The 21164-nt window shown below is 53.6% G+C and carries 23 protein-coding genes; 15 read left to right on the top strand and 8 right to left on the bottom strand.

The window, feature by feature from the left end; genetic code table 11:
* The first annotated feature begins 74 nt into the window (after window positions 1–74).
* A complete protein-coding gene (locus ACTIKR_RS11515; protein ID WP_193089187.1) occupies window positions 75–569 on the top strand; it encodes a hypothetical protein in 495 nt (164 codons plus the stop codon).
* Between the two features lie 263 nt (window positions 570–832).
* Entirely contained in the window at window positions 833–1447 is a 615-nt protein-coding gene (locus tag ACTIKR_RS11510) for an aldo/keto reductase (protein ID WP_193089186.1), read from the top strand.
* An 88-nt stretch (window positions 1448–1535) separates the two neighbouring features.
* On the opposite strand, the gene ACTIKR_RS11505 is transcribed toward ACTIKR_RS11510, so the two are convergent.
* Genes ACTIKR_RS11505 through ACTIKR_RS11490 form a run of 4 tightly spaced genes read right to left on the bottom strand, consistent with a single transcriptional unit; the run spans window position 1536 to window position 5732 of the window.
* The gene (locus tag ACTIKR_RS11505; protein ID WP_442327902.1) at window positions 1536–2174 is read right to left on the bottom strand and encodes a tRNA-uridine aminocarboxypropyltransferase; all 639 of its coding nucleotides are present in this window, start codon (window positions 2172–2174) and stop codon (window positions 1536–1538) included.
* A 41-nt stretch (window positions 2175–2215) separates the two neighbouring features.
* On the bottom strand, window positions 2216–3046 hold the full coding sequence (locus ACTIKR_RS11500) for an alpha/beta hydrolase (RefSeq protein ID WP_193089185.1): 831 nt from the start codon (window positions 3044–3046) through the stop codon (window positions 2216–2218).
* A 2-nt stretch (window positions 3047–3048) separates the two neighbouring features.
* On the bottom strand, window positions 3049–4515 hold the full coding sequence (locus ACTIKR_RS11495) for an NAD-dependent succinate-semialdehyde dehydrogenase (protein WP_193089184.1): 1467 nt from the start codon (window positions 4513–4515) through the stop codon (window positions 3049–3051).
* 17 nt (window positions 4516–4532) lie between these two features.
* Window positions 4533–5732 carry an iron-containing alcohol dehydrogenase gene (locus tag ACTIKR_RS11490; protein WP_442327901.1) on the bottom strand — a complete coding sequence of 400 codons (1200 nt, stop codon included), beginning with the start codon at window positions 5730–5732 and terminating at the stop codon, window positions 4533–4535.
* 228 nt (window positions 5733–5960) lie between these two features.
* On the opposite strand from ACTIKR_RS11490, the gene ACTIKR_RS11485 reads away from it, so the two are divergent.
* The 7 genes from ACTIKR_RS11485 to ACTIKR_RS11455 all read left to right on the top strand — a co-directional run bounded on the left by ACTIKR_RS11485 (window position 5961) and on the right by ACTIKR_RS11455 (window position 12338).
* On the top strand, window positions 5961–6644 hold the full coding sequence (locus ACTIKR_RS11485; RefSeq protein ID WP_193089182.1) for a GntR family transcriptional regulator: 684 nt from the start codon (window positions 5961–5963) through the stop codon (window positions 6642–6644).
* Window positions 6641–8281 carry a sugar ABC transporter ATP-binding protein gene (locus ACTIKR_RS11480; protein ID WP_193089181.1) on the top strand — a complete coding sequence of 547 codons (1641 nt, stop codon included), beginning with the start codon at window positions 6641–6643 and terminating at the stop codon, window positions 8279–8281. The genes ACTIKR_RS11485 and ACTIKR_RS11480 overlap by 4 nt, the downstream gene beginning before the upstream one ends.
* Complete coding sequence (locus ACTIKR_RS11475; protein WP_193089180.1) at window positions 8247–9236, top strand: ABC transporter permease; 990 nt, start codon at window positions 8247–8249, stop codon at window positions 9234–9236. The genes ACTIKR_RS11480 and ACTIKR_RS11475 overlap by 35 nt, the downstream gene beginning before the upstream one ends.
* Window positions 9237–9302: 66 nt before the next feature.
* On the top strand, window positions 9303–10265 hold the full coding sequence (locus ACTIKR_RS11470) for a substrate-binding domain-containing protein (RefSeq protein WP_193089179.1): 963 nt from the start codon (window positions 9303–9305) through the stop codon (window positions 10263–10265).
* 51 nt (window positions 10266–10316) lie between these two features.
* Window positions 10317–10904: a DJ-1/PfpI family protein gene (locus tag ACTIKR_RS11465; RefSeq protein WP_128396629.1), complete on the top strand. Its 588-nt coding sequence runs from the start codon at window positions 10317–10319 to the stop codon at window positions 10902–10904.
* A gap of 259 nt (window positions 10905–11163) precedes the next feature.
* Window positions 11164–12129, top strand: a complete 966-nt coding sequence (gene rlmF, locus ACTIKR_RS11460) for a 23S rRNA (adenine(1618)-N(6))-methyltransferase RlmF (RefSeq protein ID WP_193089178.1) — start codon at window positions 11164–11166, stop codon at window positions 12127–12129.
* Window positions 12087–12338 carry a hypothetical protein gene (locus ACTIKR_RS11455; protein WP_193089177.1) on the top strand — a complete coding sequence of 84 codons (252 nt, stop codon included), beginning with the start codon at window positions 12087–12089 and terminating at the stop codon, window positions 12336–12338. Before rlmF ends, ACTIKR_RS11455 begins: the two co-directional genes overlap by 43 nt.
* A 30-nt stretch (window positions 12339–12368) precedes the next feature.
* Here ACTIKR_RS11455 and ACTIKR_RS11450 read toward each other — a convergent pair whose 3' ends face one another.
* Genes ACTIKR_RS11450 through ACTIKR_RS11440 form a run of 3 tightly spaced genes read right to left on the bottom strand, consistent with a single transcriptional unit; the run spans window position 12369 to window position 14851 of the window.
* Window positions 12369–13424, bottom strand: a complete 1056-nt coding sequence (locus ACTIKR_RS11450) for a Bug family tripartite tricarboxylate transporter substrate binding protein (protein WP_442327900.1) — start codon at window positions 13422–13424, stop codon at window positions 12369–12371.
* Complete coding sequence (locus ACTIKR_RS11445) at window positions 13364–14023, bottom strand: RraA family protein (protein WP_226817005.1); 660 nt, start codon at window positions 14021–14023, stop codon at window positions 13364–13366. Before ACTIKR_RS11445 ends, ACTIKR_RS11450 begins: the two co-directional genes overlap by 61 nt.
* A gap of 12 nt (window positions 14024–14035) precedes the next feature.
* Entirely contained in the window at window positions 14036–14851 is an 816-nt protein-coding gene (locus ACTIKR_RS11440) for a PIG-L deacetylase family protein (RefSeq protein WP_226817003.1), read from the bottom strand.
* Window positions 14852–14870: 19 nt separating this feature from the next.
* On the opposite strand from ACTIKR_RS11440, the gene ACTIKR_RS11435 reads away from it, so the two are divergent.
* On the top strand, window positions 14871–15581 hold the full coding sequence (locus ACTIKR_RS11435) for an IclR family transcriptional regulator (RefSeq protein WP_442327899.1): 711 nt from the start codon (window positions 14871–14873) through the stop codon (window positions 15579–15581).
* 524 nt (window positions 15582–16105) lie between these two features.
* Here the strand turns inward: ACTIKR_RS11435 and ACTIKR_RS11430 are convergent.
* On the bottom strand, window positions 16106–16894 hold the full coding sequence (locus ACTIKR_RS11430) for an IclR family transcriptional regulator (protein ID WP_193089174.1): 789 nt from the start codon (window positions 16892–16894) through the stop codon (window positions 16106–16108).
* 146 nt (window positions 16895–17040) lie between these two features.
* On the opposite strand from ACTIKR_RS11430, the gene ACTIKR_RS11425 reads away from it, so the two are divergent.
* From ACTIKR_RS11425 to ACTIKR_RS11405, 5 genes are read left to right on the top strand one after another with little or no spacing between them, the layout of a single operon-like run.
* Window positions 17041–18240 (top strand): CaiB/BaiF CoA transferase family protein, encoded by a 1200-nt coding sequence (locus ACTIKR_RS11425; protein ID WP_193089173.1) that lies wholly within the window; start codon window positions 17041–17043, stop codon window positions 18238–18240.
* Window positions 18237–18686: a hypothetical protein gene (locus ACTIKR_RS11420; RefSeq protein ID WP_193089172.1), complete on the top strand. Its 450-nt coding sequence runs from the start codon at window positions 18237–18239 to the stop codon at window positions 18684–18686. Before ACTIKR_RS11425 ends, ACTIKR_RS11420 begins: the two co-directional genes overlap by 4 nt.
* A gap of 10 nt (window positions 18687–18696) precedes the next feature.
* A complete protein-coding gene (locus ACTIKR_RS11415) occupies window positions 18697–19038 on the top strand; it encodes a MaoC family dehydratase (protein ID WP_226817001.1) in 342 nt (113 codons plus the stop codon).
* Complete coding sequence (locus ACTIKR_RS11410) at window positions 19035–20084, top strand: iron-containing alcohol dehydrogenase family protein (RefSeq protein ID WP_193089171.1); 1050 nt, start codon at window positions 19035–19037, stop codon at window positions 20082–20084. The genes ACTIKR_RS11415 and ACTIKR_RS11410 overlap by 4 nt, the downstream gene beginning before the upstream one ends.
* A gap of 52 nt (window positions 20085–20136) precedes the next feature.
* Window positions 20137–21132, top strand: a complete 996-nt coding sequence (locus ACTIKR_RS11405) for a Bug family tripartite tricarboxylate transporter substrate binding protein (RefSeq protein WP_193089170.1) — start codon at window positions 20137–20139, stop codon at window positions 21130–21132.
* Window positions 21133–21164: the final 32 nt, after the last annotated feature.

Raw genomic sequence — 21164 nt, 5'->3', positions numbered from 1 at the left:
CTTAACAATATCAAAATATAGCAAATTTTATAGTTTTTCCCGGCGGGTAACCTCAATTTATTAAAAGGAAAAAAATGTCGCCCCAATTTCCTCACATGCCGTTGCCACAAGGGCTTACATATGAGTTTCTTGGCACGTTCGCTCGCTCCGAGTACGCTCTAAAATGCGCAGGCTTTGCTCGAGGAAATGCCTCAACTGTAGAAGCCAACTGGGACGAATTTTCTAAGGCGATAGATTGGCATTTCAGGCGAGTGAGCGACACCGAACTCAAAGATGCGGTCAATTTTCTTTTAACAGATCCGCCGCGAAAGCAGATTTTAAAAGAAGGTAGCGTTATATGGAAAGACTCACCCCCTGCCAAGGGCCTGTTAAAAACTCAAAAAACACTACTCATGGTACGTCGAATTAGAAATAATCTATTTCACGGAGCAAAAATTTGGTCTCCTGAATATAGAAATATCGACCGCGACCGCGACATCAGACTTGTGCAAGCGGGTCTGACAGTTCTTAAACGGTGCATTCTAATCAATCAAAAAGTACGCGTTTCGTTTGAGCACGGCGCTTTTTGACTATCTGTCTAAATTCAACGTTGCACCGACAATGGGAACTGCGTTAATAATCGCAAGGATCGCGTATGTTTATTGGTAATAACTCTATGATCAGTTTGAAGTACCGTATTAACTGAACGGCGACCAAAAAACACTAAACATGCCCCCCCTGATTTACACCTCCTAGAGTATTCCTTAAACCAAAAAACTAGGACAGCTGTGTAAAACAGGTCCACAATTGTTTTTATTCTATAAGTGTCGTTGTCGCACACCGGTAGCCGCAAATGTCGGCCCTGGCAGACCATTTGCGGCCTGGAAATATCGGTGCAGTTGGTCTGAGCGAGGTGTCAGAAAAGACTATCCGCCGTGCAGACGCCGCTCTGCGTAAAGCAACGGATGGTAAACAGGGAATTGCAGCAATCCAGACCGAATTCTCGTTAATGACGCGTCATATTGAAGTTGACGGTGTGGATCAAGCGTGCCGAGAGCTCGGTATCCTGCTGGTGGCATACTCGCCCGTTTGCCGAGGGCTGTTGACCACCCCATCTTTCGACCCTCAAGCACTTTCAACATCGGATTTCCGTCGAAACCTGCCACGATTCACTGGGGATAATCTGAAGCATAATCTTCAATTAGTCGAGGTTCTGGCAACAGCAGCCCGGAATGAAGGTGTGACGCCTGCCCAAGTAGCGCTCGCGTGGGTATTGGCACATGGTTATCACGTGGTGCCCATTCCGGGCACGCGCAGCAAAGCGCGTCTTGATGAAAATATGGCTGCGTGCCAGATTACACTCAGCCCGGAGACAATGTCATTGCGGGAAAAGGCTTTCGCGCCACAGGCAGCAGCGGGTTTACGCTATTCAGCGGCTGCGATGCAGGCTTACGGTCTTTCTATCTGAGGCACTATGATTAGGTAAACATTACGTTTGCCAGTCATCGTCATTCTTGCACTGTGCCGAACTTACGGTACAGTGCAGCGACAACCCCTCATCTATTCGTATAATTTCGCCTATACACCTCTTCCCCCATAGCCTGCACCTGCTGCGCGATCTGCGCCCTGAAGGGCGCCAATAAACCGTTGAAACTTTGCTCAGGTTCAAGCAGCGACAGACTACGCGCAATCGCTTCAATGGTGGACACTGCAGCAGGCTGACTCGTCTTGCGTATCCGGTATTCCGACGGCATGCCAGGGGGCAGGCTCAGCCGAGGCAGTGTGTCCAGCACCGGGTTCGCGCCCACTATTTTGCGTGCCTTGCGCCAGGTGCCGTCCGGCACGATTAGCAGCGATGAGGCAGGCTCACCGCAAGAGGAAGTGGAAACGGCAGCAACCTGCGCGCTGCTTGCTTCCCGCTCCGGAAAGAGCAGTAACACGCGGCCCGCTGAGGCAACGATGTCATCCAATTGCGGAAAATGCTCGCCCACCAGCAACCGTGCATTAAGCAGCCCCATCACCGCCAGGCGGGCGGTATTCAGGGGATGGTTCGCTTCATCCGGGTGTTGCAGCACCAGTACCTGCGTGCGGTTAGGAATGCGACTTATATAAGCACACAGGCAATGCGATGCAGGCCGCTGGCAATGCTCGCAACGAGGACGGGGCAGCTTTTTCAACTCAGACATATGCGCCATTATACAAAGCCTAACGCACTGACGAGCGGTTGCCGCCAAGGTCAACTGGCAACCAGCTCCGAAAGACACAGCCCGGCAGGGCTGTTCGGGTTGGCCAGGGCCAATTCGATACTAAGATGGTTCAAGCCTGCCTCTATGCGCAGCTGCACGTCTTGACCCTGGGTTTGCAGCAAGGACGAGAACTGCTGCGCCTGCTTGTGGTAAGGCGCAGTATCGTGTTCGGCAAGCATCAAAATACGTCGGGGTACGTCTAGCTGGCGTGAAGTCAGGGGCGTCCAGGCCGCGGCTTCTGCCTCCGTCATCTTCGCTTCGTGCTTCAGGAAGCTGCCGGGGATCTCGGCCAGGTCATAGATGCCGCTGATCAGCAGCAGGCCGCGTAGCGCGCTAAGCCCTGTGTACTCGTTTTCTTCGGGGCCGATCGCAGCCAGGTAGCTTGCCAGATGCGCCCCAGCTGAGTGGCCGCTGGCTGTGACGCGACTTGGGTCTGCACCCAGCTCAGGCGCCATCGCAACCAAATGCGCCAACGCCGCGCGCACCTGGCTCACAATAGTACCCAGTCTGGTATCTGGCATCAGGTCGTAACCGATAAAGGCCGCAATACCGCCTGCGGCCAGTACCGGCGCCGCGACCAGCCAGTGCTCATGCTTGTTGCCGGCGCGCCAGTACCCGCCGTGAATGAAGGCATGCAGCGGCGCCCCTTTTGCCAGGCCAGGCGGGAAAATAATATCCACCCGTTCGCGTGCGCCGGTGCCATAAGGCACATCGACGCGCGCGTTGGCACCGACGGCAAACGCACGTGACCTTGCGGCGGTTTCGGCGATGAGCTCGTCGAAATTAGGGATGAAATCACGATTGCGATATAAGTCTTTCATAGTTAAAAGTGTACCGCATAATACTTAGGTTCCATGAACTCCAGAATGCCGGTAACGCCGCCTTCACGCCCCAACCCACTTTGCTTGGCTCCACCAAAAGGTGCCGCCGGGTCTGACATCAATCCGCGATTGATCGCAACCATGCCCGCTTCTATGCCCTTACCCACCCGCAACGCGCGTGACAGATCACCTGAATACACATAGGCAGCGAGCCCGTATTCTGTATCGTTGGCCAAGCGGATGGCCTCGGCCTCGGTGTCGAAACAGTAGACAGCGGCCACGGGGCCAAAAATCTCGGTATGCGCAATGCCAGCATCGGTGGGCACGTTATCAATAACCGTAGGCGGATAGAAATAACCGCTACCTGGCAGCGGCTTGCCACCAGTGTGCAATCGTGCGCCCTGCGCGATGGCGCTGGAAACCAGGCGGTCGATCTTCGACACGGCTATTGTTGTGATCATCGGCCCCACCTGAGTCTGGGCGTCGGTACCCGGCCCCACCCGCAGCGCAGCCATGCGCTCGGTCAGCCCGGCGACAAAGGCATCGTGTATGCCCGACTGCACATAAAAACGGTTGGCTGCCGTACAGGCTTCACCCGCATTACGCATTTTAGCGATCATGGCGCCATCCAGAGCCGCTTGCAGATCAGCGTCATCGAACACCAGGAATGGCGCATTGCCACCCAGCTCCATTGAGCACGAAGTAACGGTCTTTGCCGCTTCGGCCAGCAAGGTTCGCCCGACTCCGGTCGAACCGGTAAAAGACAATTTGCGTACCCGTGGGTCAGCCAGCATGGCATTGGTGATGACAGCCGGTTGCATCGTGGTCAGTACATTCACCACCCCTGGCGGTACACCGGCCTGAGCGCCCAGTCTGGCCATGGCATAGGCGGTTAAAGGCGTTTCCGAGGCTGGCTTCAGAATAACGGTGCAGCCCGCCGCCAGAGCGGGTCCGATCTTGCGCGTAGCCATCGCGGCAGGAAAGTTCCAGGGCGTGATCAGGACGGCGATTCCGATGGGGTCATGATCGACAAGAATATGGTTAGCGCCCGACGGAGCATGGCGAAACTCTCCGGAAATACGCACCGCCTCTTCGGCATACCAGCGGAAGAACTCGGCGGCATAGGCGACCTCACCGCGCGCATCGGCGAGCGCCTTGCCGTTTTCCAGAGAAATCAGGCACGCAAGTTCCTCGGCGTGTTCTGTCATCAGCTGGAACCAGCGGCGCAGTATCTCGGCACGCTGGCGGGCCGGGGTTGCGCGCCAGTTTGCGGCAGCACCGTCAGCAGCATCAACGGCTCGCATGGCATCGGCGATTGAAGCGTCAGGCACCTCGGCTATGACCTCTGCGGTCGAGGGATTCACAACCGGAATGCCGGTGCCCGCCTGCCATTGTCCGTCTATGTATAGGCCTTGTGCGTGCAAGGCGGGATCGGCATAGTCCGACCCGGTCATGGTACTGTTTGTCATTTGTTTGAAGTCCTGTCTTACTGGATGAGGCTGGCATCGCCCGAGTAGGCAGCGCTCAGCAGTTTGCGCATGTCGCTGCGATCTAGCGGGCGAGGATTGTTCTGAATAAGGCGCTCTATGCCGCAGGATTGTTCCGCCACCCAATCCAGTTGATCTTCGGCCAACCCAAGTGCGGCCAGCGTGACTGGAATGCCTATACGCGCAAACAGCGCAGAGATCGCGGGTATGACTTGCGCAGCATCTGCAAGGCCCATGGCGCCGGCCATCTGCTGTAATTCCACGCCTATCTTGGGACGATTCCATTCCATAACCCAAGGCATCAGACACGCCACCCCCGCACCATGTGCAGTGTGGGTCACCGCGCCCACCGGATATTGGATGGCATGGGCGGCCGCGGTTCCGGCAACGCCAAAGGCCAGCCCCGCAAAGGTCGCCCCTTGCATGACCTGAGCCCGAGCCTCCAGGTTGTTCCCGTCGGTATAGGCCGCCTCTAATCCCTGCCACAACAGCGATATGGCTATCAGCGCAAACTGGTCGGACAGATCATTTTTGCCGACGAATACGCGTTCCTGCGTTAATCCGGGCGTGACCGGACGCCGGGTGGCAGTAAAGGCCTCGATCGCATGCGTCAGTGCGTCGGCGCCGGCGATGGCAGTCAGTCCTGGCGGACAGGTTAAGGTAAGCTCAGGATCGCAAATCGCCACTGTGGGAATCAGCTCTGGGCTTGATATACCAACCTTCAGGCTGCGCTGGAGATCCGACAGGACAGCTACCGGCGTAACTTCAGAGCCGGTTCCCGCCGTGGTCGGAATGGCAATCAAAGGCAGAACGGGGCCGGGCACTTTCAATTCGCCGTAGTAGTCCTCGGGCTGCCCGCCATGGTTCAGTAGCAATGCCAGGCATTTGGCCATATCCAGGCACGAGCCACCACCCACCCCGATAACCATGTCGGGAGCGAAGTCGCGGGCTGCGTCGGCCGCCAGCACTGTGCTTTCAGCGGGTACATCTGCCAGGGTTCCACTTTCAATTCGCACTGCCAGGCCGTTCTTTTCAAGATCGACAATAAGGGACTGAAAGTGCGCATCGCCGGCCAGGCGTTGATCGGTCACGACCAGCGCGCGCTGGCCCAGTCTTTTGGCCACCAACCCCAGCACCTTGCGTTGACCGGCCCCCGCGATAAGCTCGCGAGGCGACCGGATGGTCCCAAAGTAATTCATTGTTCCTCTCCCATTGTTTTTGGTATTTCGCCGCTCAGGCGCGAACGCCGAACCAACATGACCACCATGACGGCTTTCTCTTTAGTCATTGATATAAACCACGAAAAATTAATCGCAGTAATTCCGCAAAAAAATCATATCGTATATGATATTGTATTTGACATTTGATATGTTATTTGCCATGATTAGGGTGTGTCAAGAACTACTTTACGAACAGGTATCCGCAAAATGGCAGCACAATTGGAAAAACAGCATCGCTTATCTCTACGCCCGACCAGTGTGGTAGACGGTGTGTACGACGTCATCTACGAACAACTGATGTCACTCACAATTGCACCGGGTGCGCGCATTCCCATTGATGTGCTCGCACGCGACCTGAATGTTTCCCAGACACCGATCCGCGAAGCGCTTTCTCGGCTTGAGCGCGAAGGCTTGGTACATAAGGCACATCTCATCGGTTATAGCGCCGCCGCCCAACTGAATCGCAAGCAGTTCGAAGATTTGTTCAACTTTCGTCTGCTTATCGAACCCGAAGGAGCTCGATTGGCTGCCTTGAACATGACTCCTGACAGCCTCAAACATATTGAAGAGATCGCAGCCGACATGGCACACGGTGCAACACCGGTAGACCGCACCAGTCGTTATTCACGCTTTGCCCGGACCGATGCCCATTTTCATGACGAAATCCTGCAGATTGCAGGCAATGAAGTGATCCGCTCAACGCTATTTAACCAGCATGTACACCTGCACCTATTCCGCCTGATGTTCCACAGTCGCGTTACCCAGGAAGCATTGGAAGAACACGAAGACCTGATGGCAGCCTTTCGTGAAGGTAACGCCGCCGCTGCAGAAGCGGCAATGCGCAAGCATATCGAGCGCTCCCGCGAGCGCCTGAGGCCGGCTTTCGAATGACCCTAAACACCGCCCTTGCCTCCTCTATGGCGCCGCCAGCGGACATGAGTGTGTCAGCGCAGCCAACGCTGGTCACCTCGGCCTTGTCCAAGGCCTATGGCCTCATCACAGTGCTGTCTGCGATTACGCTCGACATCCACGCCGGTAAAGTCCACGCGATCATCGGAGAGAACGGCGCGGGAAAATCAACACTCATGAAGCTGCTGTCGGGCTATATCAGTCCAACAGAGGGCCGCCTGCTGCTTGATGGGCAACCCATTCAATTTACCAATGCCGCAGCGGCAGAGGCCGCAGGTGTGGTGCTGGTCCATCAGGAAATTCTGCTGGCTGACGACCTCACCGTCGCCGAAAACCTCTTCCTGGGCCGCGAACTCACACACGGCATTATGGTCGATGATCGTGCAATGCACCGCCGCACCGCCGAAGTCCTGAGCTCCATCGGAGCACATTGTGACCCACGCGACCTGGTAGGCGATCTTCCGCTGGCACAGCGGCAATTGGTGCAAATCGCAAGAGCGTTGCTTGAGCCGCGCAAGGTCGTGATCTTCGACGAACCTACCGCCGTTCTGGCCAATGACGAGGTGGCTGCATTACTGAATGTGGTCCGTGGGCTGAAGGCGCAAGGGGTGGCCGTCTTATATATTTCACATCGCCTGGACGAGGTCAAAGCGCTGGCTGATCAAATTTCCGTGCTGCGCGATGGAAGGATGATAGGCACCTGGCCGGCCGCCGAACTGTCCCAACGCAAGATGGCCGAACTCATGGTCGGACGTCAACTGGACGTGCTGTATCCACCGAAGCGTCCGCAACCGTCAGGCGACCCGCTGCTGGTCGTCGAACAACTGTCCGTGGATCACAACGCGGTGCAGGCCAGCCTGACGGTCAGGCCCGGCGAGATACTGGGCATAGGCGGCATGATCGGTTCCGGCAGAACCGAGCTCTTCGAGGGGCTGATGGGTCTGCGCCCGGCCCATGCACATCGCATCGAACTGAACGGACATCTCATTGGGCAACGCTCAGTTGGCACCTGGCAGGAACATGGCCTGGTTTACCTGACCGAAGATCGCAAAGGCAAAGGCCTGCTGCTCGAAGAGCCACTGGCGCCAAACCTGACACTTCAGGCGCTGGACCAGATTCACCCACGTCTTGCGCTGAATCATCGCCAAGAGGCCGCAGCGCTGCAAAAAGTCGTCAGCGAATATGACATCCGCGTCGGCTCGGTGCATCTGGATGTCGGTCAGCTGTCCGGAGGCAATCAACAAAAACTGCTGCTGGCAAAAATATTGATGACCAATCCGTCGGTCGTCATCATCGACGAACCGACTCGCGGCATCGACATAGGCAACAAGAGTCAAATATACGACTTCATAGATCAGCTGGTTCGATCAGGTAAAGCCTGCATCGTGATTTCGTCAGAACTGCCCGAGCTGGTCGGCCTAGCCGACCGGGTGCTGGTCATGCGTGGAGGACGCATCGTGGCTGAGCTGACAGGAAAACAAATAACAGAACAAAACGTCGTCTATGCGGCCACAAGTGCAGAGGCGCTTGCTACCGGCTTGCATGAGCAAGATCAGCGGACGACAAACGAAGGAGACAAACCTGATGACAAGTGCGACCACGACTATCGCGACAGTTGAAGCACCCCGGCGCATCCGCTGGGCCACCATGGGGCCTTTCATTGCGCTAGGCATTGTGCTACTGGTCGGCACAATGCTGAACCCCAACTTTGCCACGGCAACCAACTTAGCTAACGTTGTGACCCGTTCAGCCTTCATCGCCATTATCGCGGTGGGCGCAACCTTCGTGATCTCGTCGCGCTGCCTGGATCTGTCCGTCGGCTCCATGATGGCCTTCGTGACCGGAATCATGATTCTGACCATGAACCATCTTCAGCCTTCCATGGGTGCGAACGCAATCTTGGTCGGCGCCGTCGTGGGTCTGTTGGTTGGGGCCACCTGCGGCCTGTTGAACGGGCTGATCGTTACTGTAGGCAAAATCGAGCCCTTTATTGCCACACTGGGCACAATGGGCATTTATCGTGCATTGATCACCTGGATGTCTAACGGCGGATCTATTCCTATGGACCGCGCGCTACGCGAACCTTATCGTCCGGTCTATTTCGGCGATGTACTAGGCCTGCCCATTCCAGTGGCCGTTACCTTGGCCGTCGCCCTGGTCGGTGCCTTCATCCTGTACCGCACCAAATACGGACGCCGTTGCACAGCAACCGGCTCCAATGCCGAGGTGGCCCGTTTCTCGGGTATCTCGGTCACCAAGATTCGCACCATGGCCTTTGTTATTCAGGGCCTTTGCGTAGCAATTGCGGCAATCTGCTATATCCCCCGCCTTGGCGCGGCCACCCCAACCACAGGCCAGCTTTGGGAACTGCAGGTAATCACCGCCGTTGTGATTGGTGGCACGTTGCTGCGCGGCGGCAAGGCCCGGATCTGGGGCACCATCGCTGGTGCGCTGATGCTGGAAGTCATTGCCAACCTCATGGTGCTGTCCAACGTGGTTTCTGAATACCTTGTTGCAGCGGTGCAAGGGGTCATCATCATTCTTGCCATGCTGGCACATCGATTTATCAAGTAACCGCCACCAAAGAGCGGAGTAGTTTTACAAAATAGAAAAATGACGACCATCATCTAGGAGACAGAAATGACGTCTATAACAAAACGGACACTTGGCTGGCTATCTGCAGCCACCCTTATCGCGGTCACCAGCACCAACGCCTTGGCGCAAGATAAAAAAACTATTGCCGTATCCATTCCCGCCGCCACCCACGGCTGGACAGGGGGTGTGGTCTATCATGCCGAACAGGCGGCAAAGGAAATCAAGGCGGCATTTCCTAATATTGACGTCGTGGTCAAAACCTCGCCGTCAGCCACAGCCCAGGTATCGGCGCTGGAAGACCTTTCGGCCGGGCGCAAGCTGGATGCCTTGGTCATCCTGCCCTTCACCTCCGAAGAACTGACCGGCCCTGTCGAGCAGGTCAAGGCAGGCGGCACCTTTATCGCGGTGGTTGATCGCGGGCTGACAGACTCATCCATACCTGACCTGTATGTCGCCGGCGACAATATTGCCGTCGGCGCCAATACCGCGACATGGCTGGCTGATAAGCTTGGCAAAAAGGGGAATATTGTTGTACTGCGCGGCATACCAACCGTCATTGACGATGAGCGTATCAAAGGCTTCACAGATGTCATAAAAGGCACGGACATCAAGATCCTCGATATTCAGTATGCCAATTGGAATCAGGATCAGGCCTTTTCCCTGATGCAGGATTATCTGGCCAAATATCCGAAGATCGATGCCGTCTGGGCCAATGATGACGACATGCTGCTGGGCGTCAGGCAGGCCATCAAAGAGTCTGGCCGAACCGAAATCAAATACGCACTGGGCGGCAACGGTATGAAAGACGTGATTGAACTGGTCAAGGCCAAGAACGCCATGACGCCGATCTCGACCCCTTACCCGCCCTCGATGATCAAGTCGGCCATTTACATGACGGCTGCGCAATTCACCGGGCAAGCACCCATGCGTGGCAGCTTTAAACTGGACGCGCCACTGATCACACCCGAGAATGCCGATCAGTTCTATTTCCCCGACAGCCCATTTTAATGAAATTCGATCGGGTCACGACCCGATCACCTTAACAACCAGGAGGACAACATGAGTGGCAAGAAGATCCTTATGCTCTGCGGTGAATTCACCGAAGAATATGAAATTTTTGTGTTTCAACAAGGTATGGAAGCAGTAGGTCATACCGTTCATGTCATCTGCCCCGACAAAAAGGCCGGCGAGATGATCCAGACCTCATTACACGATTTTGAAGGACATCAAACGTATATCGAGCGGTTCGGACATCTGGCCGAGATCAACAAAACCTTCTCGGAAGTGAACCTTGACGACTACGATGCGGTGTACTGCGCCGGCGGACGCGGACCGGAATATATCCGTACCGACAAACGCATCCAGGCCATGGTGCGCCACTTTCACGAACAGCAAAAACCCATTTTCACCATATGCCACGGCGTGCAGATTCTTGTGGCCGTAGACGGCGTAGTACGTGGTAAAAAAGTGGCCGCGCTGGGCGCCTGCGAACCCGAAGTCATTCTGGCTGGTGGCACCTACATAGACGTCAAGCCGCACGAAGCCTATGTTGACGGCACCATGGTGTCGGCAAAAGGATGGACCGGCCTGGCCGCGTTCATGCGCGAATGCATGAAGGTACTTGGAACGACCATCACCCATTCGTAAATCCGAAAACGCAGACCAGGCGTTTCACAAGCCCCGTCTCATCTGACGGGGCTTGCTTCATTTGGGTAGGGCGCACTAGCCGCCTGTCCAAGCCCTTTCGGCTTGCACAACGGACGTCATTTCCGTGACGCTGAGTTCAACCTTATCGCCGGCACGGTGGGCGAGCCCTGATTGAATTTCGTGCCATTTTTTAACCACGGTTCCCGAACTCATTGATATCATGGCCAGATCGTCCACTTCAAAGTAGCGCCAGACCCCCATGTCCACTCTATCCTCGTTCCATCCCCGCAATCGCCATCAGGGCCGCTACGATTTCACAGAGTTGATCAAAGGCATGCCGGAACTCGGCGCCTTCGTCCGGGCCAATCCCTATGGCGATCAAAGCATCGATTTTGCCAATCGCGCCGCGGTCCAGGCGCTCAACGCCGCCCTGCTCAAAACCTGGTACGGTGTGGCTCACTGGGATATCCCGGAAGGCTATTTATGCCCCCCCATTCCGGGTCGGGGCGATTATGTGCACCATCTGGCCGACCTGCTGGCAGAACGCAATGCAGGCGTCATACCCCGCGGTCCGGCGGTGCATGTGCTGGACATCGGCACAGGCGCCAGCGCGATCTATCCGATAATCGGCCATTTCGACTATGGATGGCGCTTTACGGCATCGGACATCGATCCTGGTGCCGTCAAATCAGCACAAGCGATTATCCAGGCCAATCCAGGCATCAGGGACGTAGCCGAAGTACGCCGGCAGAACTCGCCAGCCCATATATTCAAAGGCCTGGTCGGCGTGAATGATCGCTTTGACCTGACACTATGCAACCCCCCCTTCTATGGCTCATCGGAAGAGGCGGCAAACAATTCGGAACGCAAATGGCGCGGTTTGGGCCGAGCGGGGGCCCGGTACAAGCGCCCATTGCTTAATTTTGGCGGTCGCGATAGCGAGCTATGGTGCGAAGGCGGCGAAGTCCTGTTCATAAACCGCATGGCTGAAGAAAGCACCACCGTCCAGAAACAGGTGCTTTGGTTCTCCACCCTGGTCTCGAAAGAATCAAACCTGCCCGAGGTCTATCGCAGTATCAAAGACGCCGGCGCACTCGATGTGCGCACAGTCGACATGGCGCAAGGCCAGAAAAAAAGCCGCTTCGTCGCCTGGACCTTCTTGAACCGTGCGGATCAAGAAGCATGGCACAGCAGACGCGAAGCGAATGCTATACGCAACGGCTAGCCGCAGCTGACACTGATAACTATATCATTGTCATCGACCCGCAAATCCAGACGCTGCGGGTTGTATTCAGGGGGCAAATGCCAACACTGAGTGAGCCCGGCGTATGGACGCAGATCATCGAGACCGTATCCCTGGCTTTCCAAAAGGACCCGCCGCAAGGCGGGTCGGGTCGGCTCGATTTCGGCTACGTGCACCACAAGAAAAATTAGGCAGTTGGCGAGAAAACCACCTGCGCTGTTTTATTCGATCTCGATACCCGCATCGTCAATGATTTTGCGCCACTTGGCACTGTCTTTCTGCACAAGCGCGGTCAACGTTTCTGGCGTGCTGGATACGAATTCGACACCTTGAGGCTCAAACTTCTTGTTCAGTTCCGGGTTATCAATGACCTTGGCAACAGCCTTGTTCAGCTTTTGAATGATTTGCTCAGGTGTACCTTTCTTGGCGAAAATGCCGTACCAGGTTGTATATTCAAGGTTAGGCAGGCCGGCTTGGGAAATCACCGGCAACTTGTAAGTTTCAGAACCTGAACTGGCAGAACTCATGCCTATGGGTGTGACAGCCCCCTTGTCTATCATCGGCTTCAAAGATGGCATGCTACTGAACAGCGCGTGGATCTGGCCTGCCCCAAGATCAATGACCGCCTTTGACGTCCCGCGGTACGGCACATGCGCAACGTCAACACCTGCCTGATTCTTGAACATCTCGATTGCAAGGTGAGCAACACCACCTACTCCTGCCGATCCAAAATTGACCTTGCCAGGATTTGCCTTGGCATAATCGATAAGTTCCTGGACAGAAGTAACGGGAATCGATTTACTAACCACCAGTACATGGGGACTTTGCGTAACCTGACTTACCGGAGCAAGCAGTTCGAGCACATCTTTGCCTTTCATTGACTTGGACGGGATCGTCATGTTTCCCGAGGCCGGCATGAGCAAGGTATAGCCATCGGCAGGTGCTCCGAGCAATTGGTTAAGCGCGGGCACGCCATGGCCGCCTCCGGAATTAACGACGACTACAGTCTGGCCTAACTCCTGGCTCAGCGACTGTGCAACTTCACGCCCAACCATATCAGCCGGGCCGCCGGCCGAAAACGGAATAATCATCCGGATCGGCCGGTCGGGATAGCTGGCCTGGGCAAGCGCGCCAACAGAGGCAAAAGAAAAAGCCGCAGCCACGATTATCTTGGGTAATTTGAACATAACGTCTCCTAAATTAAATTTACTTATTATTAAAAATCTGAACGCGAAGCCGTATCTATTGCGCTTTTTTTCAGTGCTTCTTGCAGCCACGGAGGTGTTAGCACGCCATCCGCTATTGCAGCAAGTCGCTTTTGCTCGGCGACATACTTTTCTTTAGCCGAGTCAAGCAAATCTTCACGGGCACTGTGCCGATAGGCCACAACACCGTCATCGTCACCAAAAATCCAGTCGCCAGGATAAATAGCGACACCTCCACACGCGATTGGACGCAAGATGCTTCCTGGTCCATTCTTGGTCGGACCTGCAGGTACGGCATCGATCGCAAAAACCGGCATGTCCATGACGCGCAACTCTGCAATATCACGAATAGCGCCATCTATGATTATTCCGGCGATACCCGCCCTGAACGCCTGGGTACACATGATGCCGCCCATTAGCGCCCGCTCGGTATAGGCCCCGCCGTCGATAACAAGAACGTCTCCGGCCCTAGCCGAGGCTAAGGCAGCATGAATGGCAAGGTTGTCCCCTGGCGGCACCGATATGGTCAAGGCGCGACCATGCAGGCGAGCACCAGGGCGCAGCGGTTTGATCCGGCTGCCAAGCACATGAGCACCACGATCTGCAAGCAGCGTGCTGGTCAACCACCCGGCACAAGTCTGGTTGATTTGCTGGTTTGATGATTCCGTCATGCTGGCCTCGATTCAGTTGGATAAAAACGATGTATATACTGATGGAAAGATGCTTTGATAGGCTTCGCCATAGAGTTGTCCCGAACCCGCTCGCCGGCCGGCCTGTGCCCCGCGCTGCATACCGACCCGCTCGTAGTAGTCCCAAAGGTTCCGCTGGGCGTGCATTGTTTGCATGGCTGCCTTCTTTTGATCCCAGACGCTGGTGATATCGAGCAGCATGTTTGGCTTGAAGCCGCACAACTCTGACTGATGCGGCTCAAAGCACAGAACCTGCGGCGGTTTGATGAAGTCATTTCCGTGCCCAGGCGCAATTGCCTTCATGCGCGCCAGAAGCACAGCTTCAAATGTGCGGCAATGATCAAGATTCGAAGGGTCTTTCTCGGGATGTGTAATGATCAGGCTGGGCTGATACTGCCGAAAAGCACGCGACAAACGGTCAACCACTTCGGGGGTGATAATGAGTGGGTAGTCGCCCAGATCGTAAAACTCTGATGTGCTTGCCCCCAACACCTTGCCTGCCTCAAGTGCTTCCAGGCGTCGGGTCTCCTTAACTTTGTCTAGCGTTGCCCCCTCCTCTTTCCAAACCAGATTCGATTCACCATTTTCGCCAAAGCTAAGGCAAACCAGGTGTACGTTGTACCCCTGCGCAGCATGCACCGCCATGGCTCCGCCACAACGCCACACAAAATCACCAACATGCGCGGTTACGACAACAATAGATGACGACATGCTTTTCGACCCTCTTCTGACAATAAATTCATAAACAAACATATTGTATTCTTGTACAATGACATTGTACCTAGTACAACAACCAACATAAGCATCCAAGATACGAAGGCATACAACCATGAGCAATGATGGCGTTATCGCAGTTGAACGCGCACTTTCAATACTCGATTGTTTTAAACCAGGCGAAGAAAAGCTCAGCCTGGCGGAGTTGGCAGAACGCCTGCCGCTACATAAAACGACTATTTTTCGATTGTTGAACTCGTTGGTCCGCTGTAACTATGCAGTACGTGGAAACGATGGCCGCTATTCGCCCGGCCCTCGCCTGCTGTTTCTAGGGCGCGTCTATCAACGAAGCTTCGATTTGTCCGGCGCGGTGATGCCTGTGCTCGAGCAATTGTCGAGAGACACCGGCGAAAGCACCGCCTATTATGTCGAGGGCGCAGAAATCGGAACGCGCTTATGTCTTTTTCGAGCACAGCCTCATGAAGGACTGCACCCCAATGTTCTAGCTGGCAGCGTCATGACGCCGGATGACTCTGCCACTGGTCGAGTCTTCAAAAATTGGGCGCAACTTCAAACGCTTAAAGATGCTCCGCTGCCTTATTTTTCAAGTGGTGTTCGAGACCCCTACACGTCATCATGGAGCGTGCCCATTATCGGTGTAGAGGATTTTTTTTCAGGATCACTAACGTTGGCCGGCCCCTCGGAGCGTTTACGCACTGTGGATGCCCGCCGCTTTGAACGTATACTACTGAAGGCAGCCAGTGAACTGTCCAGCCGACTTGGCGCTTCAAAAGCATTCCGACAGATGATGTATGACCAAGCGTGAGCGTTGTTCGCTCGTCTAAGTCATTGTCGCACTACTACCGCCTCCCGAGTCATCCTCATATTGTTGAGGAACGCCACAGCCGCACAATCGGTTCCAACCACGACTTGAGCGTGCTGGCCAGGGCGCTTGCGGAGCTGTGAACAAAGTGCTCCAGTAGCGTGAGTAGCCGGGGTAGCATCTTGCGTGCCTGTTTGGCCGGGATGTGCTTTTGCACCAACAACCTGTTCAGTTGCTGCCTGGTAAGGTAAAGCGACCGAAGCCTGCGGGCAGCTGCCGGTTTGCGATATACGCCGGCTGCGATGCAGACTGACGGTCTTTCCAACTGAGCAATGGGATTTAGTAAACATTACATTTGCCGGTCAATGTAATTATTTGCACTGTGCCGAACTTCCGATACAGTGCAACTACAACCCGCTCAAACTCCCCGCCGCAAGGCGTGTCGGTTCGCCCAGTTGCGCCTGAGCGAATTCATACCCTGCGGTCGATAAATCCTCAAAAGGCGCTGGAACTATATCTAATCTAAGCTAATTTGCCTTTGCTAGAATACGCTGCAGCTTAGCTATTTCGTTACGTACAAAGTCGACAATTTCTTCTTGTCTACTTTCTTGCATGCGGCCTTCGATTGCGGCTACTGAAATAGCGGCGACAGGTGTGCCATCTGAACTCAGTATAGGTAATCCAACCGTCAACGTACCTGGTGCAAGTTGAGTACATACATATCCATGCTCTTTGAATTCGGCAAGTTTCTGGCGCACCCTTTCGACCGTAAACATACCGTAGCGAGGATAGATATCCTTGTTATGCTCGATGATGCGATCAATTTCGTCCTGCGCCAATGACCCCAATATGGTTAAGCCCGACGCATTAGCACCTAAGGGGCGACGCCCACCAATATCCAACGACAAAACTTTCACAGGATAACTGCCCTCCATTCGCTCGATGCATACGGACTCATATCGGCTGCGGATGAGCAAATATACAGTATCTTCAGAAAAAGTGGCGATTCGCTCCATGGCGTCATGCGCCAAAGCGCGTATATCCAGCGTAGGCTTGACTGCCAGGCTAAATTCAAAAATCGACGGCCCCAGAAAATAGCGCTTTGAATCTATATTTTGCTGAACCAGACCTTCCACTACTAATGCCTTAAGTAAGCGATGAACAGTGGATTGTCCAAGATTCAAGGCTCGATATAAATCGACCAGTCTACTACCTTGCGCATTTCGAGATGCTATAGCTTTTAATAAAGCACTAATGCGCTTCACTACCTGGGCTCCGGCGATCTCATCCATCGCTTCGTCTTTATGGCTCGTCATATATACTCCACTATATGGGATTAAATTACAATTCAAAAACAGCTCAATTCGTTGACCTTAGAGGTAAAACTACATACACTCGCTTTAATCAATACTGATTCATAAAATTATACTCCATATAATGGAATATCTAAAGGAATATCAAGATGCTGAGTGGGGTCAGAGTATTAGATTTAAGCTGGGTATTAGGCGGTCCTTTCGGCGGCCAAACCCTCGCTCAGCTAGGCGCAGAAGTGATTAAGATTGAACCTATGGATGGTGATATGTCGCGCACCATCCCGCCCTATTTCTTTGAGCAAGATTCATCGTTCTTCCTTTCAGCGAACCGCGGCAAAAAAAGCATTGCGCTTGATCTTAAAAAATCAGAAGGCCTGGCCGCACTCCATGACTTGGTACGTCAATCCCATGCTGTTATTTACGGATTCGCACCTAACGTACCAGAAAAACTCGGTATTGATTTCAATACATTAAAGTCAATTAATCCAAAAATTGTTGTTGGTCAACTTATTGGGTTCCACGATGCTCCACCCTACTCGAACGCGCCAGCCTTCGATTTGATTGTCCAGGCATTAGGTGGGTTCATGAGCATTACCGGTGAACACGAAGGAAAGCCTGTGCGAGCCGGTTACCAGATAGCAGATCTTGCAGGCGGACTTTATTTGGCCCTTGCCACTTTGGGCGCTCTGCTTTCGGCCACTTTGAATGGAAAGGGTCGATCAGTTCAAATTTCGTTGCTGGATTGTCAGTTAGCACTTCTAACGTGGCAAGCGCAGAACTACTTTATTTCAGGTGATATTCCGCAGGCGCACGGATCAAGACACCCGATGATCGCACCCAGCGAATCATTTCTGTGCGCTGACGGAAAGCCGCTAGTCATTTCCCCAACAGGAGATGCATTTTGGAATAAGTTTTGCAATGCGATAGGCAGGCCCGATCTCGCCAACGATCCTCGCTTCACTAGCTCGGCGGATCGAATCAAGAACGTCGATATGCTGGCACAAGTCCTGACGGAGCTGTTCCGCCTTAAAAATCGAGATCAATGGACTGCAGAACTGTTTGACGCCCGTATTCCCGCCGCGCCGGTCCTAAATGTAGCGGAAGCATTATCTCAACCTCTTACTGCATTGCGTTCCATGGTCGAAACGTTGAGTCATCCTGAATCAGGTAATGACATCGAATTTCTGGGAAATCCTTTCAAATACGAAAACGCTGAATCGTTATGTTATCCGCCACAGTTAGGAGCGGACACAGATGAAATCTTGACTCGCCTTTGCGGGTACAACGAAGCAAAACTTACCTTTCTGAAAAGCAAAGGGGCGATCTTTAAACAAGGAGAGAAGCTATGACACGTCCAAGTGAAGTTAAACCGCGTGAGGGCGATCAGCCCGGCACGCCTTACGAAATTTTCGAAATAGGCGCGGAACTGCCTGACATGGCATTTTCCATTACGCCGGAAATCAATACTGAATATCTTGAAGCCATTGACGAGCAGGAAAAAAACTATTCCCTCAATGGCCGAAATGTGTGTGCGCCAAATGTGCTTTCCGTGTACCTGTTAGCCGTTCTGTATCGACGCTACCCCCCGATTCAAGGCATTGTTGTATACGACCAGTTATGGAAATGGCGTAGCCCCATCTTTGCCGATGAGACGACTGATCTTATCGCATCAGGAAAAGTGACAGAGAAATTTGAAAAACGTGGCCGTAAATGGCTCAGATTCTCTGCACAGTTCCGAAAGACAGACGGAACAATTGTGGCTGAGGCCAACCATACCTTGCATTTACCCGAATAAGGAACCCACCATGCTGGAAAAAAAAATTGAAATGACGCAAGCCATTATTGACCAATACGGCGTAATCAATGGCGACAACGATACTATTCATTATGACGACGAACTGGCCAAGTCCCGGGGGTTTAGAGGTACCTTAGCGCATGGCCTTAATGTCATGGGATACGCGGCTGGTCTGGCAGCACAAATGTATGGGGAGCGCTGGTTTACCGAGGGCGAGCTCTATACCAAATGGATTGCTCCCGTCTGCCCCGGAGATCAACTTGTCGTAACCATTGACGATGATGGAACAATTGAAGGACGAGTAGCACAGGGCACCACAATGATCGGTTATGCCAGACTGGTGAACACATGAGAAATCCGATCACCAAGATGCATTTCCCGGCTCAGATCATTCTCCTGGGAAAGTTTCAAGATGCATTGAAAGACATAGTCGGCAAGCGCATTCTGGTCGTTGGTTCTTCCCGCAGCGTAGCACTCGCCGACTGGAGCGCTCTTTTCCCACAGGCTGAAGTAACGGTATTCTCGGGCTCCCTGCCCCACACTCCGGCGTTGGTACTGAACCAAAGTACAGTATTGGCCAAAGCGTTCAAGCCGGATATCATCATTGGCATTGGCAGCGGAAGCGCCATTGACTTGGTGAAAGGGGTGCTGGATTCGGTACCAGCGACATTTATCGCAATACCCACCTCGTTGGGCGGTGGCGAAATGACCAATGTATATGGTATTCGTACCGTATCCGGCACAAAGGAAGGCAAAGGAGGCCGCCAATACCTGGCCAGCACGGTGATTTATGATCCAGAGCTGCTCGAGTCACTTCCTCGCCATGAGCTAGCTGCAAGCGGGATTAATTCCTGGGCACATTGCATCGAAGCCTTTTACAGCGTGAAGTCCAATTGGTTTGGTAAATCTGCGGCCATGCAAGCAGGAAGAATGTGGCCCACCCTACTAAAGCAATCATACGGGAAGCCGCTAGACGGCACCATAAGATTACAACTTTTCGAAGCCGCAAGTCTGGCAGGATTTTCCATCAATGCTTGCGGACTCGGTTTGCATCATGCCGTCTGTCATGTCGTGGGTGGTGCCACCGGGCTTACCCATGGGGTGATCAATGCTATCGCTCTACCCAAAACGCTTGCCATCAACCGTGAAATGGCACCACAGGCCATTCGCCTTGTAGAGGAAGCTTTCCGCGTAAACGATATTGTAGCGCTATCACAAGAACTTATCGACACGCTTCAGCTCCCCCGCAGCCTTAATAGCCTAGGGGTTTCATGGAAAACCATGGAGCCATTGACTGATTCATTGATGGCAGCACATCACCTGAAATTTAACCCAGCCGCACTCGATCGCGATCGTGCTCAACGACTCATGCACGCTGTTTTTACCGGCAACCTCTAGTAGTTACCGGCTAAAGAAGCGGCCGATTGACCGACTAACAAAGGAATTATTCATGTCTAGTGCAATATCCCACTTGAAAGTCGTAAAACGTGTTTTCTGGAGCTGCTGCCTGATTTCCGGAGTGGCATCCCACGCAGCTTTCGCTCAGAACTATCCCAATAAGCCAGTAGAGATAATTGTTCCTTATTCCGCAGGAGGTTCAACCGATTCAACCGCTCGCCTTGTGGCAAAAGGCTTGTCCGAACAGTTACATCAGCCGTTTCTGGTAGTAAACCGCCCAGGAGCAGGAGGGCAGATTGCACATTCGCATGTTGCGCAGGCTGCCCCTGATGGATACACCTTACTGTTCAGCGCGGCAGGCCCTTTGACAGTGACTCCCCACAGCTATTCGAAGCTTTCGTATGATCCCATCAAGTCCTTCAAGACTATAAAGCTTGTTTCAGCCGCCCCACTGCTGCTGATCGTCAACAAAAAGCCAAAGGGGAATGACTTGGCATCGCTCATTAAACTCGCCAAGAGCAAACCCAAGGAGCTAACATACGGATCATTCGGCGTTGGAAGTGCAGCTCATTTAGCAGGCGAACTGTTCAAATCTCTAGCCCAGGTTGATATCGTCCACGTACCCTACAAGGGCAGTGCCCCAGCATTGACTGATCTGATGGGGGGACAGATTGACATGATGTTTGATGTTCTGGTTACTGCGCTTCCTCCGGTCAAATCCGGAAAAGCATTTCCCATTGCAGTCACCTCCTCTAAACGATCATCACTAGTCCCTGATGTACCCACCATCGCTGAAGCAGGAATCGAGGGGTTTGACGCGCAGACTTGGTTCGGCCTTCTCGGGCCAGAAAAAATCGACGCGAACGTAGTGCAAAAACTTTCCGACGCTTTGGATATAGTCCTTGCCGACCCTAAGTTCAACAAAACTATACTAGCTCAAGGCATGGAGGTCAAAGGGGGCACCCCACAACAATTCACCGCATTTTTCCAATCTGAATACGAAAAATGGGGGAAAGTCGCCAAACAAAGCGGGATCAAGATGGAGTAGAGTTTACGGGCGAACAAAACGCATTGACATTG

The sequence above is a fragment of the Advenella sp. genome (assembly GCF_052108595.1).
Lineage (GTDB): Bacteria > Pseudomonadota > Gammaproteobacteria > Burkholderiales > Burkholderiaceae_B > Advenella.
The sequence above is the reverse complement of the archived record's forward strand: the minus strand, read 5'-3'. Positions and strand labels throughout refer to the sequence as shown.

Bases quoted from the DNA above. Each gene is read 5' to 3' on its own strand.
- ACTIKR_RS11485 (WP_193089182.1), top strand. From the start codon at position 5,961: ATGGCAGCACAATTGGAAAAACAGCATCGCTTATCTCTACGCCCGACC.
- ACTIKR_RS11465 (WP_128396629.1), top strand. From the start codon at position 10,317: ATGAGTGGCAAGAAGATCCTTATGCTCTGCGGTGAATTCACCGAAGAA.
- ACTIKR_RS11415 (WP_226817001.1), top strand. From the start codon at position 18,697: ATGCTGGAAAAAAAAATTGAAATGACGCAAGCCATTATTGACCAATAC.
- ACTIKR_RS11480 (WP_193089181.1), top strand. From the start codon at position 6,641: ATGACCCTAAACACCGCCCTTGCCTCCTCTATGGCGCCGCCAGCGGAC.
- ACTIKR_RS11420 (WP_193089172.1), top strand. From the start codon at position 18,237: ATGACACGTCCAAGTGAAGTTAAACCGCGTGAGGGCGATCAGCCCGGC.
- ACTIKR_RS11455 (WP_193089177.1), top strand. From the start codon at position 12,087: ATGGCACAGCAGACGCGAAGCGAATGCTATACGCAACGGCTAGCCGCA.
- ACTIKR_RS11505 (WP_442327902.1), bottom strand. From the start codon at position 2,174: ATGGCGCATATGTCTGAGTTGAAAAAGCTGCCCCGTCCTCGTTGCGAG.
- ACTIKR_RS11490 (WP_442327901.1), bottom strand. From the start codon at position 5,732: ATGAATTACTTTGGGACCATCCGGTCGCCTCGCGAGCTTATCGCGGGG.
- ACTIKR_RS11495 (WP_193089184.1), bottom strand. From the start codon at position 4,515: ATGACAAACAGTACCATGACCGGGTCGGACTATGCCGATCCCGCCTTG.
- ACTIKR_RS11470 (WP_193089179.1), top strand. From the start codon at position 9,303: ATGACGTCTATAACAAAACGGACACTTGGCTGGCTATCTGCAGCCACC.
- ACTIKR_RS11445 (WP_226817005.1), bottom strand. From the start codon at position 14,023: ATGACGGAATCATCAAACCAGCAAATCAACCAGACTTGTGCCGGGTGG.
- rlmF (WP_193089178.1), top strand. From the start codon at position 11,164: ATGTCCACTCTATCCTCGTTCCATCCCCGCAATCGCCATCAGGGCCGC.
- ACTIKR_RS11410 (WP_193089171.1), top strand. From the start codon at position 19,035: ATGAGAAATCCGATCACCAAGATGCATTTCCCGGCTCAGATCATTCTC.
- ACTIKR_RS11475 (WP_193089180.1), top strand. From the start codon at position 8,247: ATGACAAGTGCGACCACGACTATCGCGACAGTTGAAGCACCCCGGCGC.
- ACTIKR_RS11425 (WP_193089173.1), top strand. From the start codon at position 17,041: ATGCTGAGTGGGGTCAGAGTATTAGATTTAAGCTGGGTATTAGGCGGT.
- ACTIKR_RS11500 (WP_193089185.1), bottom strand. From the start codon at position 3,046: ATGAAAGACTTATATCGCAATCGTGATTTCATCCCTAATTTCGACGAG.
- ACTIKR_RS11515 (WP_193089187.1), top strand. From the start codon at position 75: ATGTCGCCCCAATTTCCTCACATGCCGTTGCCACAAGGGCTTACATAT.
- ACTIKR_RS11430 (WP_193089174.1), bottom strand. From the start codon at position 16,894: ATGACGAGCCATAAAGACGAAGCGATGGATGAGATCGCCGGAGCCCAG.
- ACTIKR_RS11405 (WP_193089170.1), top strand. From the start codon at position 20,137: ATGTCTAGTGCAATATCCCACTTGAAAGTCGTAAAACGTGTTTTCTGG.
- ACTIKR_RS11435 (WP_442327899.1), top strand. From the start codon at position 14,871: ATGAGCAATGATGGCGTTATCGCAGTTGAACGCGCACTTTCAATACTC.
- ACTIKR_RS11510 (WP_193089186.1), top strand. From the start codon at position 833: ATGTCGGCCCTGGCAGACCATTTGCGGCCTGGAAATATCGGTGCAGTT.